This window comes from Streptomyces rectiverticillatus (genome assembly GCF_013394065.1).
In the GTDB taxonomy this organism is placed as follows: domain Bacteria; phylum Actinomycetota; class Actinomycetes; order Streptomycetales; family Streptomycetaceae; genus Streptomyces; species Streptomyces rectiverticillatus.
This window is the reverse complement of sequence record NZ_CP040752.1, coordinates 102,967-118,189: the sequence shown is the minus strand read 5'-3', so window position 1 is coordinate 118,189 and position 15,223 is coordinate 102,967. Positions and strand designations below refer to the sequence as shown.

Sequence of the window (15,223 nt, the reverse complement as noted above, 5' to 3'; positions counted from 1 at the left end):
GCGCGGTCAGGCGCGCTCCATCTCACCGGGTGCGTGAACGGCGGGACGGCGCGGGTTCCGCGGCCCGTCCCCGCGGACGAGCGTGGCGTAGTGGCCGTCCTCCGCGAGGAGTTCTTCGTGGGTGCCCTGCTCGGTGACGCGTCCGCGGTCGAGGACGACGATCCGGTCGGCGTTGCGGACGGTGGAGAGGCGGTGGGCGATGGTGATGGTCGTCCGCCCGGCGGAGAGCGCGTCGATGGCCTGCTGGACGGCGTGCTCGGTGCGGGTGTCCAGGGCGCTGGTGGCCTCGTCGAGGATCAGCACCGGGGGGTCGCGCAGGATCGTGCGGGCGATGGCCAGGCGCTGCTTCTCGCCGCCGGAGAAGCGGTGGCCCCGCTCGCCGACGAGGGTGTTGTACCCGTCGGGGAGGGCGGCGATGTGGTGGTGGATCTGTGCGGCGCGGGCCGCCGATCTGATCTCCTCGTCCGTCGCGTCGGGCTTGGCGAACCGGAGGTTGTCCGCGACGGAGGCGTGGAAGAGGTAGCTCTCCTGGGAGACCATGCCGACGGCCCGGGCCAGGGTGTCGAAGTCGAGGTCGCGGACGTCGACCCCGTCGAGCAGGACGCGGCCGCCGGTGACGTCGTAGAGGCGGGGCACGAGATGGCTGAGCGTGCTCTTGCCGGAGCCGGTCGGTCCGACGACGGCGAGGCTGCCGCCCGCCGGCACGGTCAGGTCGATCCCGCTGAGCGTGGGAGCGGTGCCGGCACCGTAGGCGAATGAGACGTTATCGAAGCGGATTTCGCCGTGGATCTTGTCGAGCCGTACGGGCGCCGCGGGCTCGGTGATGTCGACCGGCAGGTCGAGGTAGTCGAAGATGCGCCGGAACAGGGCGAGCGAGGTCTGCATGTCCACGCCCGTGGCCAACAGGTTCATCGTGGGCCGGAAGAGCCCCTGCTGCAGGGAGACGAAGGCGACGAGCGTCCCGGTGGAGACGCTCGGGCCGCCCAGTCGCAGGGAGAGGCCCGCCGCCCAGTAGAGGATCGCGGGCAGGACGGCCATGACGATGCCCATGGTGGACATCTGCCACCGGCCGACCATGCTGGAACGCACTTCCAGGTCGACGAGCCGCTCGGACTCCCGCTCGAAGCCCCGGGTGAGGGAGTCGGCCCGGCCCATGGTGCGGCCCAGCAGGATCCCGCTGACCGAGAGCGACTCGGTGACGATCGAGGCCATCGAGGCCATCTGCTGCTGCCGCAGCGAGGTGATCTTCAGGCGTTCGTGCCCGACCCTGCGGCTGACCCGGATGAACAAGGGCAGCAGGGCCAGTGGGACGACGGTCAGCCGCCAGTCGAGGGCAAGTATCGCGGCCACGTTGCCCAGGACGCTCGTCAGGTTCGAAACGAGTGACGCCGCGGTGGAGGAGACCGTGGCCTGCATGCTTCCGATGTCGCCGGCGATGCGGGACTGGACCTCGCCGCTGCGGGTGCGGGTGAAGAAGGCGAGGGGCATGCGCTGCAACTTGCGGTACACGGCGACGCGCAGGTCGTTCATGACGTGCTGACCGACCGTGGTGGAGATCAGCGTCTGCAGCAGGGCGAACACGTTCGTCAGGAGCGCGGCAGCGATCATGCCGAGCACGAGCAAGGTCAGCCGCCCGGTGCGCCCTTCGGGCAACGCGGAGTCCACGACTTCGCGCAGCATGAACGGCGAGGCGATCGAAACGAGCGAGGAAGCGGCGGCCAGCAGGGCGACGACGGCGAGGCGGCTGCGGTAGGGGCGGAAGAGGCGAAGGACGCGTCGTACCTGTGCGGGCTCCTCCTGCTCTGCGTGTGGTGGGGTCCGGTCGGAGTCGCTGAGAAGCACGGGCTCCTCCAAGTCCTCCGGCGAGCAGGCGTACGGCTGCCGGCGAGCCTCGACAACGCGGAGTGCAGAGTGTAGTCCATTAGTTACTTTACGGACAATTAGTGTGATGCTCGCATTTGCGGCCTCAGGTGTCGCGGGGCACCTTGCCGAGCCGAGCACACGTTGCGGTGCGGAAACCCTCTCCGGTTTACGGAATCCTGCGCCGATCCGCACATGTGTCAGACCACGGGTCCGCGGGGAGACTTCAGTCCGATGACTTCTCCTGCCCGGCGAACGGAAGGAGACAGCCGCATGGCAGCCGCCCCTCCCGGCAGTCCACTGGACCGTGCGGACCTGCACGGCTCGCTCGCGGACCCGGCACTGCTGTCGATGAACTTTCTCAACGAAGTGGCCGGTCGGTTCCCGGAGGCCGTCTCCTTCGCCGCGGGGGCCCCCAACGAGGATTTCTACGACATCGAGGACGTGCACCGGTATCTGCGCGCCTTCTGCGACTACCTCGCCGACGTGGAGGGCTGTGACGGGACGCGAATACGCAGGGCCGTATTCCAGTACGGCCGCACCAAGGGCATCATCTCCCGGCTGATCACCCGTCACCTGTCACTGGACGAGGGCATCACGGCCGACCCCGAGTCGGTCGTGGTCACGATCGGCGCCCAAGAGGCACTGCTCCTGGTGCTCCGCGCGCTGCGTGCGACCGAGCGCGACGTCGTGCTCGCGGTGGCCCCGACCTACGTCGGACTGACCGGCGCGGCACAACTGCTCGACATGCCCGTGCACTTCGTCGGTGAAGGCCCGGACGGAGTGGACATCGACGACTTCGTCGCACGGGTCGGGGAAGTGCGAGCAGCAGGCCTGCGTCCCCGCGCGCTGTACCTGGTGCCGACCTTCTCCAACCCCACCGGGGTGACCATGACCTCGGAGAACCGGCAAGAGCTGCTCGACGCCGCGACGCGGGAGGGGGTGCTCCTCCTGGAGGACAACCCCTACGGCCTGTTCCGGGCGACCGGCGTCCGGCTCCCGACGCTCAAGGCCCTCGACCGGCGGCAGCAGGTCGTCTACTTGGGCTCGCTGTCGAAGAGCTGCTTCCCCGGGGCCAGGGTCGGGTACGTAGTGGCGGACCAGGCGGTGACCGGGGGAGGCGCCGGCCGAGGCCTGTTCGCCGACGAGTTGTCGAAGCTGAAGAGCATGGTCACGGTCAACACGTCGGCCGTGAGCCAGGCGGTCGTCGGCGGCATGCTGCTCGAACACGGGTGCAGCCTGACCCAGGCCAACAAGCGGCAGGTGCGCACCTACCGGCGCAACCTCAATTGCTTGGTCGCAGGGCTCGAGAAACGGCTCGGCGGAGTCCCCGGAGTGAGCTGGAACATCCCCGACGGCGGCTTCTTCGTCGTACTGACCGTCCCGTTCACCGCGGACGACGCACTGCTGCAGCATTCCGCCGTCCGGCACGGCGTGCTCTGGATGCCCATGAGCCACTTCCACACGGGAGAAGCGGCCCGCCACCGGATGAGGCTGTCGTTCAGCTGGCTGACCCCGGCCCGGATCGACGAGGGACTGGACCGGCTCGACGCACTGATCCGCGAGCGCATCGCCGCCACGTAATCGCAGGGGAGGACGAGGCGCCCATGTCCGGTCAGGACCGCATTCCCGAGCTGACGGAAGAAGACAGGGCACTGTTGCCCACGACCGGGGACGTCGCCTTCTACGCCGAACACGGCTGGTACCTGTCCCCGCGGCTGCTCACGGACGGGGAAGTCGACCTGCTGCGCACGGCGAGCGATCGCTTCTACGCCGGCCACCGCGACCGCACCCTCCCCGCAAAGCCCGAACGCCTGGCCTACTGGACCCCGGACCAGGGCGACGTACAGCGGCACAACGACTACATCCACTATGAGGACGACACCATCGCCTCGATCCTGCGAAAGCCGCTGATCGGAGCGGTGGCGGCGCGACTGGCGCAGGTGGAGGTGATCCGGGTCTTCCAGGCCACCCTCATCTCCAAACCGCCGAACGCACAGGAGAAGTCCAATGTGGTGCCGTGGCACTTCGACCGGGACTACTGGGCCACCTCGGCCTCCGAACGGATGCTGACGGCGTTCATCCCCTTCCACGACTGCGGTACGGAGATGGGCACCATCACCATGGTCGACGGCAGCCACCGCTGGCGCGCGATCGACCGCGGCGCCGTCACCTCACGGCATTTCGTGGAGATCTACGAGGAAGCCGACGCCGCCCTCGATGCCACAGCCGCCTTCAACAACGCCACCGTCGACAAGATCCCCATGTGCATTCCCAAGGGGCACATGAGCTTTCACCACTGCCGCATCTACCACGGGAGCGGTCCCAACCGTTCCGGGCAGCCCCGCCGGGCCGTGTCCTTGCACCTGCAGGACGGGGACAACGCCTACCGGCAGTTCACCCTGCCGGACGGCAGCATCGCCGAGTACAACCACGACGCCTTGGTGCGCCGCACCCCGCAGGGAACCCCCGATTACACCGACCCCGAGTACTGCCCCGTCATCTGGCGAGGCCCGGCGCAGGCCGGCGCTTCCACGTGGAGCTGCAGTCAGGAGAGCGCTCTATGAAGCCCCCGCCGGTGCGGCTCAGCCATGTGGAGATGTACGTCAGCGACGCCGTAGCGCAGGCCGCGTACTTCTCTCAGCGCTACGGCTTCCAGCCGGTCGGCAGGCATGGATCGCCGACCGCCGGCAGCGATCACTTCTCCATCGCGCTGCAGCAGGGGGCCATCGTGATCGTCCTCACCCAGCCCTGCTCGCCCTCTCACCCCGGGCAGACGTTTCTTGCGGCGCACGGTGACGGAGTGGCCGACATCGCGCTGCAGGTCACCCCCTCCTCCTCCGTGGGCGAGCCCGTGCGTACCGCTGCGATCCGGGCGTTCGGCAACGTACGTCACACCTTCGTGGAGGGCGACGCCGGAAGCACCGGGGAAGCCGGTGTCCCGGGCTTCGAACCCTTCGCACCCCTCGCGACCTTCGCATCCCTTGCGCCCCTCGTGGCCTCCACCGCGACGGGGCTGCTGAGCATCGACCACTTCGCGGTGTGCCTGGAAGCAGGCAGCCTGGAGCCCACGGTCGCGTTCTACGAGAACGTCCTGGGCTTCTCCTCGATCTTCGAGGAGAAGGTGACGGTCGGCACGGAGTCCATGGCCTCGACCGTCGTCCAGGATGACTCCCGCACCGTCACCTTGACCTTGATCGAGCCCGCCGGCGGCGCCGCGCCCGGGCAGATCGACCACTTCCTGCAGCAGAACGGGGGCGCCGGAGTACAGCACATCGCCTTCAGCACAGGAGACGCCGTCGCTGTGGTGAAGGAGCTGGCCGGGCGCGGGGTCGAGTTCCTGACCACCCCGCGGTCCTATTACGCGGCCCTGCCGCAGCGGATCTCACCGGCGGCCCATTCGGTCGAAGCCCTGGAGGAGCTGAACATCCTGGTCGATGCGGACCACGACGGGCAGCTGTTCCAGATCTTCACGCGCTCGCCGTACCCGCGCCGCACCCTGTTCTTCGAGGTGATCGAACGCCGGGGTGCGCGCACGTTCGGCAGCGGCAACATCAAAGCCCTCTACGAGTCCGTGGAAGCGGAACGGCAACAGCAGACGGGCGGACTCGATCTGTGAAGCCGACCCGTCACAGTGCCGTCCACCCCTTCCGGATCACGATGAGGCCGGAGGTCCACCGGGCACTGGTGGACCTGAGCCGACGTCAGCGGGTCACGCCGCTCATGACGCTGCTTGCAGCATTCCGGGCCGGGGTGGGCTGCTGCGGCGCCGGCCCGGATGCCGCGGTCCGCTCGCCCGTCACGGGACACGAGCGAGCCGAGCTCGCTCGGGTGACCGCTTCCGGCTCCACCGCCGGCACCTTGGTGCTGCGTACCGATCTGTCCGGCGACCCCACCTTCGTGCAGCTCCTGGACCGGGTGCGCCGGGCCGTCCTCGATACCGGGACCCACCAGGGCGGCCCACCCGTCAGCCTTGACCTCGAACTCGAACTGCACCTGGAGGCGAGCAGCGGGGAACTCACGACCAGCGGGGAACTCACCGGCGCCGTCCGGTACGCGACGGAGGTGTTCGACCGGAGCACGGTTGCCCGATCCGTGCAGCACTTCGCCGCGCTGCTCGAAGCCATGGTGATGCATCCTGATCTGCCCATGAGCAGGGTGGAGCTGGATCTGGAACGGGATCTGGAACGGGATCTGCTTACTGCGGCAGAGCGCCACCGGATCCTCGTGGAGTGGAACGACACGGATCGGCCGCTGCCGGGCGTGACGCTTCCGGAGTTGTTCGAACGGCAGGCGGCGCGCGCCCCGGGACGCAGTGCTGTGGTGTGCGGGGATGAGGTGGTTGCCTATGGTGAGCTGAATGCCCGGGCGAATCGCCTGGCGCACCGTCTGATCGGTGCGGGGGTGGGGCCGGAGGACGTTGTCGCAGTTGCTCTGCCGCGGTCGGTCGAGCTCGTGGTGGTGCTGCTGGCGGTTGCGAAGAGCGGGGCTGCCTATCTGCCTCTTGACGTGAACCAGCCGTCCCGGCGCTCCGCGTTGATCCTCGATGACATGCAGCCGGCGTTGTTGCTGACCGATCTGATCACTGCGGAGGGCTTGCGGAATGCGGGTTCGGCTAGCCGGGTGGTGGTAGATGATCCCGCCACGGTGAGGGCTCTGGAGAGGTATCCGGAGACCGATCCCACCGATGCCGACCGCACGGCGCCTTTGCTTCCTGATCATCCCGCCTATCTCCTCTATACCTCCGGATCCACCGGAAAGCCCAAAGGAGTGGTGACACCCCACCGGGGGGTCGTGCGTCTCCTGGCCGACCCTGACTACGTCGAGCTGGGCCCTGACCGGACATTCCTTCAGCTCTCTCCGATCTCCTTCGGCGCCTCCACGTTCGAGATCTGGGGACCTCTCTTCCACGGCGCCTGCTGCGTGCTGATGCCGCCCGGACCGCCGACGCTGGCGGCGCTCCGCGACGTGCTGGTCCGGCACCGGATCGACACGCTCTCGCTGATCGGCTCCTTCTTCAACGTGGTCGTCGATCAGGATGTGCAGGCGCTTTCGTCCGTGCACCGGCTGCTCGTCGGTGGTGAGACGCTGTCGGCAGGCCATATCCGGAAGGCGTTGAAGGCTCTTCCCACCATCTCGATCACCCAGTGCTACGGATCGACCGAGACCACCACGTTCGCCAGTTCCTACCGTGTGCCGCGTGACCTTGCTGGTGACGTGGTGAGGGTGCCGATCGGTCGTCCGATCGTGAATACGCGGGCGTTTGTGCTGGACGGCGTTCTGCGGCCGGTGCCGGTGGGTGTGGTGGGTGAGTTGTATGTGGGTGGGGCGGGTCTGGCGCGGGGGTATGCGCGGCGGCCTGGTCTGACGGCGGGGCGGTTTGTGGCGAGTCCGTTCGGTCCGCCGGGGGCGCGGTTGTATCGGACGGGGGATCTGGTCCGCTGGTGTGGTGACGGCAACCTGGAGTTCGTCGGCCGGGCGGATCACCAGGTGAAGGTCCGGGGTTTCCGTGTCGAGCCGGGCGAGGTCGAGGCGGCGCTGGTCCGACATCCGGATGTGGTGCAGGCGGTGGTGATCGCCCGGGAGGACCCGACGGGGGACCGGCGCCTGGTCGCCTATGTGGTCCTTGTGAGGGAAGGGGATTTCCGGCGGGGTGCGCTGCGGGAGTTCGTGCGTCAGCAGGTGCCGGACTATATGGTCCCGGCAGCGATCGTGGTGCTGGACGAGCTGCCGCTGACGCGGAACGGGAAGCTGGACCGTGCGGCGCTGCCCGCTCCGGTATTCGGGCCGGACGGCTCCGGCCGGGCTCCTCGCACGGAGCACGAGCGGATACTCTCCGAGCTGTACGCCCAGGTACTGGGCACGGCAAGGGTGAGCATCGACGATGACTTCTTCGAGCTGGGCGGGCATTCGCTGCTGGCCACACGGCTGATCGCCCGGGTGCGAGCGGTATTGGGACGTGAGCTCGACCTCCGGGCGTTGTTCGAGGCTCCGACCGTGGCCGGGCTGGCGAAGCGGATGGGCCGCGCGGTGGCGGTCCGTGCCGGTCCGAGCCCGGCGCCGAGACCGGAGAGGGTGCCGCTGTCGTTCGGGCAGCGCCGGTTGTGGTTCATCGATCAGTTACAGGGGACGCATTCGCCATCCGCCTACACCATTCCGGTGGCTTGGAACGTGTCGGGGGAAGTGGACCGGGAGGCGTTGCGTACCGCGCTCTGCGACGTCGTCACCCGCCACGAGAGCCTGCGTACGGTCTTCGCCGAGATCGACGGTGTGCCGTACCAGTTCGTACGCGATGCCGGGGCGGCCCCCGTAGAGCTGCGGGTGGTCGACACCGATGCGGCGGAGTTGCCGCAGAGGCTGGCTGAGGCGGCCCACCAGGGGTTCGACCTGGCTTCCGAGCTGCCGGTGCGGGCAAGCCTGTTCGTGTCGGCACCGGGGGAGCAGGTGCTGCTGGTGGTGATCCACCATATCGCCGCCGACGGGTGGTCGATGGGCCCGCTCTGCCGTGACCTGGCCACCGCGTATGCCGCCCGCGCACAAGGACAGCCGCCGGACTGGTCGCCGTTGACGGTGCAGTACGCCGATTACGCTGTTTGGCAGCACGGGCTGTTCGCCGATCGGGAGGATCCCGACGGCGGTCTGGCACGCCGGCTCCGCTACTGGACGACCACCCTGACCGGCCAGCCCGAACAGCTGGAGCTTCCCACTGACCGGCCACGCCCTGCGGTCGGTTCCAATGATGGCGACGCCGTCTCCATCGACATCACGCCCCGGCTGCACCAGCAACTCGACCGGCTGGCGCGCCTCCGACACGTCACGATGTTCATGGTGGTGCACGCCGCCCTGGCCGGTCTGCTGACCCGCTTGGGCGCGGGTACTGACATTCCGATCGGTACCCCGATTGCCGGACGCACGGACGAATCCCTCGAAGAACTCATCGGGTTCTTCGTCAATACCTTGGTGCTGCGAACGGACACGTCCGGTGACCCCACCTTTACCGACCTGCTGGCTCGGGTACGGGAGACCGATCTGGACGCCTACAGCCACCAGGACCTGCCCTTCGAGTACCTCGTGGAAGTCCTCAACCCGGCACGCTCGTCGGCCCGGAACCCTCTGTTTCAGGTCATGCTCGCTTTCCAGAACACGCCCCAAGCGGAACTCGTCCTGCCCGGGCTGGACGTCCGACCGCGGCCTGTGTGCGCCACAACAGCTAAATTCGATCTCGCATTTGAGCTGAGTGAACAGCACGACAGTCACGGCGGGCCCGCAGGGATTTCCGGCACCCTCCGATACTCCACTGACTTGTTCGACCGGGGCACCGTTGCTCGGATGGTGGATCAATTTATTGCGTTGCTTGAATGGGTGGCTGTCGACCCTGATGCGCCGTTGAACAGGGTGGAGCTTCTTACTGCGGCTGAGCGTCATCAGATTGCGGTGGAGTGGAACGACACGGATTGTGTGTTGCCGGCGGTGACGTTGCCGGAGTTGTTCGAGGAGCAGGTGGTGCGTGCTCCGGGTCGTACTGCGGTGGTGTGCGGGGATGTGGTGCTGACCTATGGTGAGCTCAATGCCAGGGCGAACCGTGTGGCACGTCATCTGATCCGCCTGGGCGCTGGGCCGGAGTGTGTTGTTGCTGTCGCTCTGCCGCAGTCGGTGAATCTTGTGGTGGCGTTGCTGGCGATTATGAAGAGCGGGGCTGCTTATCTCCCTCTTGACGTGAGTCAGCCTGCCGGGCGTTCCGCGTTCATCTTGGGCGATGTGCAGCCGGTGTTGCTGCTCACCGACACACTTACTGCGGAAGGTTTGCCGGATGCAGGCCCGGTTTCCCGGGTGGTGATCGATGATCCCGGCACCGTGAGGACGTTGGACGGGTGTCCGGATACCGATCCCACTGATCCCACTGATCCTACTGATGCGGATCGCATAACGTCTTTGCTGCCGACCCATCCTGCCTACCTCCTCTACACTTCCGGATCCACCGGAAAGCCTAAAGCCGTTGTAGTCGAGCATCGTTCGCTGGTGAATTATGTGATGTGGGGGCGGAACCGCTATAGCGGTGTGCGGGGTGTCAGCTTGCTGCACTCCTCCCTTGCATTCGACCTTCCCATCACGGGGTTGTATACCTCGCTGATTTCCGGTGGCTGCGTCCGCGTCGTGTCGTTGGATGAGGACGAGGATGAGGGCGAGGGTTTGGGATCCGGCGCTGATGATCTCGGGCTGCCGGTGACTTTCCTCAAAGCGACACCGAGCCATGTCCCGCTCCTGACGACCCTGCCGGATACGTACGCGCCTGCGGAGCAGTTGGTCCTTGGCGGAGAGCGGCTGCTGGGCGAGACGCTCAGTGAATGGCGGCACCGGAATCCGGGAGTGACCGTCGTCAACCACTACGGGCCCACCGAGGCGACGGTCGGGTGTGCCGACTACCGGATCAGGCCCGGCGATGCCCTCCCGCCCGGTCCTGTGCCGATCGGCCGGCCGATCGCGAACACGCGGTTGTTCGTACTGGATGACGCTCTGCATCTGGTGCCGGTGGGCGTGGTGGGTGAGTTGTATGTGGGTGGGGTGGGTCTCGCGCGTGGTTATGCGTGCCGGCCAGGGCTGACGGCCGGGCGGTTTGTGGCGAATCCCTTTGGTCCGCCGGGCACGCGGCTGTACCGCACGGGGGATCTGGTCCGCCGGCGTGCCGACGGGAACCTGGAGTTCGTGGGCAGGGTGGATCTTCAGGTGAAGATCCGGGGCTTCCGTGTGGAGCCGGGTGAGGTCGAGGCGGCGCTGGTCCGCCATCCGGATGTGGCGCAGGCTGTGGTGATTGCACAGGAAGACCGGGCGGGGAGATGGCGCTTGGCTGCCTATGTCGTCGCCGTGGGGGGTGGGGACTGCAGGCCGGATGCACTACGGGAGTTCCTGCGTCAGCAGGTGCCGGACTATATGGTCCCGGCGGCATTCGTGGTGCTGGACGAACTACCGCTGACACGGAACGGGAAGCTGGACCGGACGGCGTTGCCGGTACCTGCGGATGCGGTCTCGTTGCCGGAGCGCTTGCCGCGTAATTCTCGGGAACGGGTGCTACGTGACCTCTTCGCCGAGGTGCTGAGCTTGTCCGGGGTCGGCGTCGAAGACGACTTTTTCGCCTTGGGCGGGGACAGTATTGTTTCGATCCGTTTGGTGAGCCGGGCTCGGGTTGAGGGCATGGTTTTCTCGGTGAGGGATGTTTTTGCCCATCGCACGGTCGCGGGTCTGGCCGGGGTAGTCCGGGAAGTCCCCGGGACGGTTCCTGGGGAACCCGGAGAACCCGGGGCAGGCGTCGGGGTGGTTGTGCCGACGCCGGTGATGCGCCGGCTGGGGACATGGGGTGGCCGGTTCGACCGGTTCCATCAGTCGGTGTTGCTGCAGGTTCCCCCTGGCCTCGGGACTGAGCGGGTGAGTGCCGCGCTGGGGATGGTGCTGGATCACCATGACGCACTGCGGGCCCGCCTGGTGCGCGGTGGTGATGACCCTTCCGGAGGGGCGTGGGTGCTGGAGGTGTCTCCCGCGGGCTCGGTGTCGGCGGCGGGCCTGGTACGTCGGGTTGACGCGAGTGCCATGGACGCCGAGGAATTGTGCGAAGTGATAGGGGAGGAGTCGGAGGCCGCGGCGGGGCGTTTGGCTCCGGAGTCGGGGGTGATGGTTCAGCTGGTGTGGTGTGATGCCGGGCCGGATCGTCCTGGCCGGTTGTTGGTGATGGTGCATCACCTGGTGGTGGACGGGGTGTCCTGGCGGATCCTGGTGCCGGACCTGATGACCGCCTGGGAAACAGCCGCCTCGAAGGAGCCTCATGCGCTGAACCCGGTGGGGACGTCGCTGCGTGCCTGGTCGCAACGGCTGCTGGCCGAGAGCGGGGCCCCCGGGCGGGTGGCGGAGGCGGCACTGTGGGCGCAGATGCTCGGTGTCGCTGATCCGTTGTTGACGCATCGGCCTCTGGATCCGGACCGGGATACCGTCGGGACGGTGCGGCGTGTGAAGAAGATATTGCCGTCACAGTTGACGGGTCCGTTGCTGGGTGCGGTGCCGGCGGCGTTTCACGGTCATGTCAATGATGTTCTGCTGACGGCACTGGCGCTCGCGGTGGGGCGCTGGCGCCGCGAGCACGGCCGCGGTGAGCACAGTGTGCTTCTCGTTGATGTCGAAGGCCACGGCCGGGAAGAGTTCGCCGAGGGCATTGATTTGTCCCGCACGGTGGGCTGGTTCACATCCGTGTTTCCTGTCCGGCTCGACCCGGGAACGGTGGGCTGGGATGAGGATCACCGTGCGGGGGCGATGTGGGGCCAGGCGGTCAAGCGGGTCAAGGAGCAGTTGCGGGCGGTGCCGGATCACGGGATCGGGTTCGGTCTGCTGCGTTATCTGAATCCTGGCACGGGGCGGGTTCTGGCTGCTTTGCCCGTTCCTCAGATCGGTTTCAATTACCTGGGGCGTTTCACCGTTCCCGGCGCCGGGGGGCAGGGGGAATGGTCGCCGGCTCCCGAGGCGGAGGTGGTCAGTGCGGGGGGTGATCCGGGGATGCCGCTGATGCACGGACTGTCGCTGGATGCGCTGGTCCGTGATGAGGGGCAGGAGTCGTGGCTGGAGGCCACGTGGAGCTGGTCGTCACAGCTGTGGTCCGAACCCGAGGTGGAAGAGATCGCCCGGTTCTGGTTCCAGGCCCTTCAGACCTTGGTCGAGCACGGCACGCAACCCGGCGCAGGCGGCCACACCCCCACCGACTTCCCACTGCTTGCTCTGACCCAAGAGGAGATCGATGACCTTGACGACCTCGACAGCACCTGGAAGGGGTGGGAATGACCCCATCGGGTGCAGACGACGCCTTGCCGTTGAGGCCGCAGCACGCACGGGGCCCGCGGGCAATTCCACAGCATCAACAGCTGCCAGGGAGTCTTGGTGAACAATCCGTTCGATGATGAAGACGGCATCTTTCATGTACTGGTCAACGACGAGGGGCAGTACTCCTTGTGGCCGGTTTTCGCTGATGTACCTCCCGGATGGTCCGTCGTGCTCGCCGATGCCGCCCGGCAGGTCTGCCTGGACTACGTGAACGAACACTGGACGGACATGCGCCCCAGGAGCCTTGCCGAGGCCATGAAGCAAGGGGGAGCGGGAGCGGGGCACACCGGATCTGAATGACCGGCCTGTACAGCGGGGCGCGCCTTCTTCGCCCGCCTGTCAGCACAAGAGTCGTCCCCGGGCGCGCGGCGCAGCCTCGGCCTGCGGCCGTGGCTCGCCAGGCTGATTGCCGACGCCGTCGATGCCGGTCTGCGCGGGTCAGCTGGTGGTCGTGGTGGTGTCTTCGAAGTAGGAGTCGAGCGCTGTGTCCAGTTCTGTCGCCCATTGCTTGAAGACCGGGCCGTCGCTGCGCGGCTGCGGTTCGTTGTCGGCGACAGCCGCTTCCGTTTCCGCTTCCGCCTTCGGTTCTGCAGCAGGGTCGGCGTCCGGTGCGGCGTCCGGTGCGGCGTCCGCCGGTCCCGTGGCACGCTCTGCTGCCTGGGCAGGGCGCGGCGGGGTCAGGCCTGGGACGAACGCCGGATCGATGCCGGCGGCGTTCACGGGCGGGTTGTTGTTCTGGTCCATGCGGTGCTCCACGGCGGGCAGTATGGCCGATGAAGCCGTGCCAGCGGTAACCGGACCCGGCCCGCTCACCACTCCCGCTTGCACAATCCTGCCGACTCGCCGGTTCCGACCGACGACAGCCCGCCCGGCAAGGACCCGGTCGTCCTCGCGCTGCACTTCACTACCTTGTTGCTGCTGTTGACGGTGCAGGCCCGTACCTTGAGGTCTTTGATGTTCGCGCTTTCCGCCGCCCGGTCGCAGTCGGCTTGGAGCCGGGTGCGTTCGCTGTCGCGGCACGGAGGAGGCCGTCGCAGCCTGATCACACGTCACCCGATCCACAACTCTTGACAACTGCTCATGTTCCTGACAGCAGTGGCACTGCACCACTCCCACGAACGGCACCCCACCCCGAAGGGAGCGATCAGCGCATGACCAAGCCTGAGAGCGCGAGATACGACTACGACGTCGTCATCAGCGGAGCCGGCCTTGCCGGCAGCGCCGCGGCGACCTTGCTCGCTCGACGCGGTGTCCGCGTCGCGCTGCTGGAACGCCGCTCGGATCCCGCAGCGTACAAGGTGCTTTGCACTCACTCCATCCATGCCGGCGCCTACCCGGTACTGGACGAACTCGGCCTCGTCCCCGCTCTCGAGAAGGCGGGAGCCGTCCGCAACGAGGTCCGCTGGTACACCCGCTGGGGATGGATCCAGCCGAGGCCGGCGCCGGCGGGCCCCGAGCTGCCGTACGCGTACAACATTCGGCGCAGCACCCTTGATCCGTTGATCAGGTCTCATGCGGCGGATACCCCGGGCGTCGATCTGCTCCTCGGTCATCATGTGACCGGGCTGGTCCGGAAAGCCGGGCGAACCTTGGGGGTGCGCGCGTCGACGCCACGGGGCGAGCGTGAGATCCGGGCCCGCCTGGTGGTCGGCGCCGATGGCAAGGACTCGGCCGTAGCGAAGTTCGCCGGGGTGCCTGCTCGGCTGGACGAGAACGCGCGGTTCGGTTATCTCGCGCACTTCCGCAACCTTCCGCTGCACGGCGGGATCAGTCACATATGGTTCCTTGAGCCTGACATGGCATACGCGTTTCCCAACGACGACGGGGTGACGGTCATTGCCATGCTCCTGGACAAGAAGCGGCTGCCGGCCTTCCGGGAAGACCTGGAGGGCAGCTTCTTCGCACTCGTCCGTGCCTTACCCGAGGCGCCGCCCATCGACTCCGCCGAGCGCATCACGAAGATCATCGGAACTGTCAACTACCCGCTGCAAAGCCGCAAGCCGACCGCACCGGGCGTCGCGTTCATCGGCGACGCCGCCCTGACCGGCGATCCCCTGTGGGGAGTGGGATGCGGGTGGGCCCTGCAGACCGCGCAGTGGCTGGCAGAGGCGGTTGCCCCGGCGGCAGCCGGTCGGGGCGACCTCGATAGGGCGCTCGTGGTGTACGCACGCAGACACCGGCGCCGGCTGCGCGGTCACCAGTACCTGGCCGCCGACTTCGCCAAGGCCCGACCGTTCAACCCCCTGGAAAGGCTGATGTTCTCGGCGGCAGCGCGCGATGAATCGGTGGCGCGGCACATGCATCTGTTCGCATCCCGCCTGATCGGTCCGCTGCGTTTCTTGAACCCCGTGGCACTCGCCAAAGCTTCGGCCGTCAACATCAAGCATCGCGGGGAGACTGTGCCACCCCCGTACCTGACGCACGCAAGTTCGTGACCAGCTGCCTGCAGACCATCAGGTCCTCGCGTCGGCAGACCTCCGCGACTTCCTTCCCGTGGAGTGACGGG

9 protein-coding genes are annotated in these 15,223 nt (G+C 67.4%); 7 read left to right on the top strand and 2 right to left on the bottom strand.

What is annotated here, in order from left to right; all coding sequences use genetic code 11:
• Positions 1 to 6: 6 nt before the first annotated feature.
• Positions 7 to 1,842 carry an ABC transporter ATP-binding protein gene (locus tag FGW37_RS00500; RefSeq protein ID WP_179079205.1) on the bottom strand — a complete coding sequence of 612 codons (1,836 nt, stop codon included), beginning with the start codon at positions 1,840 to 1,842 and terminating at the stop codon, positions 7 to 9.
• A 291-nt stretch (positions 1,843 to 2,133) separates the two neighbouring features.
• Between FGW37_RS00500 and FGW37_RS00495 the strand changes: the two genes are divergently transcribed.
• The 5 genes from FGW37_RS00495 (at position 2,134) to FGW37_RS00475 (ending at position 13,017) form a co-directional block, all read left to right on the top strand.
• Positions 2,134 to 3,444 (top strand): aminotransferase-like domain-containing protein, encoded by a 1,311-nt coding sequence (locus FGW37_RS00495; RefSeq protein WP_179079204.1) that lies wholly within the window; start codon positions 2,134 to 2,136, stop codon positions 3,442 to 3,444.
• Between the two features lie 23 nt (positions 3,445 to 3,467).
• Complete coding sequence (locus FGW37_RS00490; RefSeq protein ID WP_179079203.1) at positions 3,468 to 4,427, top strand: phytanoyl-CoA dioxygenase family protein; 960 nt, start codon at positions 3,468 to 3,470, stop codon at positions 4,425 to 4,427.
• A complete protein-coding gene (locus tag FGW37_RS00485; protein ID WP_246430188.1) occupies positions 4,424 to 5,479 on the top strand; it encodes a VOC family protein in 1,056 nt (351 codons plus the stop codon). The genes FGW37_RS00490 and FGW37_RS00485 overlap by 4 nt, the downstream gene beginning before the upstream one ends.
• Positions 5,476 to 12,678, top strand: coding sequence for a non-ribosomal peptide synthetase (locus FGW37_RS00480; protein ID WP_179079202.1), 7,203 nt, complete (start codon positions 5,476 to 5,478; stop codon positions 12,676 to 12,678). The genes FGW37_RS00485 and FGW37_RS00480 overlap by 4 nt, the downstream gene beginning before the upstream one ends.
• Positions 12,679 to 12,774: 96 nt before the next feature.
• Positions 12,775 to 13,017, top strand: a complete 243-nt coding sequence (locus FGW37_RS00475) for an MbtH family protein (protein ID WP_281394660.1) — start codon at positions 12,775 to 12,777, stop codon at positions 13,015 to 13,017.
• Between the two features lie 138 nt (positions 13,018 to 13,155).
• Here FGW37_RS00475 and FGW37_RS00470 read toward each other — a convergent pair whose 3' ends face one another.
• The gene (locus tag FGW37_RS00470) at positions 13,156 to 13,461 is read right to left on the bottom strand and encodes a hypothetical protein (protein WP_246430187.1); all 306 of its coding nucleotides are present in this window, start codon (positions 13,459 to 13,461) and stop codon (positions 13,156 to 13,158) included.
• A gap of 78 nt (positions 13,462 to 13,539) precedes the next feature.
• Between FGW37_RS00470 and FGW37_RS00465 the strand changes: the two genes are divergently transcribed.
• Together FGW37_RS00465 and FGW37_RS00460 are read left to right on the top strand one after the other, a co-directional pair.
• Positions 13,540 to 13,788: a hypothetical protein gene (locus FGW37_RS00465; protein WP_179079108.1), complete on the top strand. Its 249-nt coding sequence runs from the start codon at positions 13,540 to 13,542 to the stop codon at positions 13,786 to 13,788.
• Between the two features lie 80 nt (positions 13,789 to 13,868).
• On the top strand, positions 13,869 to 15,152 hold the full coding sequence (locus FGW37_RS00460) for an NAD(P)/FAD-dependent oxidoreductase (RefSeq protein WP_179079200.1): 1,284 nt from the start codon (positions 13,869 to 13,871) through the stop codon (positions 15,150 to 15,152).
• Positions 15,153 to 15,223 lie beyond the last annotated feature (71 nt).

Excerpts from the sequence above, each read along its gene's own strand:
- FGW37_RS00490 (WP_179079203.1), top strand. The coding sequence starts at position 3,468 with ATGTCCGGTCAGGACCGCATTCCCGAGCTGACGGAAGAAGACAGGGCA.
- FGW37_RS00485 (WP_246430188.1), top strand. The coding sequence starts at position 4,424 with ATGAAGCCCCCGCCGGTGCGGCTCAGCCATGTGGAGATGTACGTCAGC.
- FGW37_RS00460 (WP_179079200.1), top strand. The coding sequence starts at position 13,869 with ATGACCAAGCCTGAGAGCGCGAGATACGACTACGACGTCGTCATCAGC.
- FGW37_RS00495 (WP_179079204.1), top strand. The coding sequence starts at position 2,134 with ATGGCAGCCGCCCCTCCCGGCAGTCCACTGGACCGTGCGGACCTGCAC.
- FGW37_RS00470 (WP_246430187.1), bottom strand. The coding sequence starts at position 13,461 with ATGGACCAGAACAACAACCCGCCCGTGAACGCCGCCGGCATCGATCCG.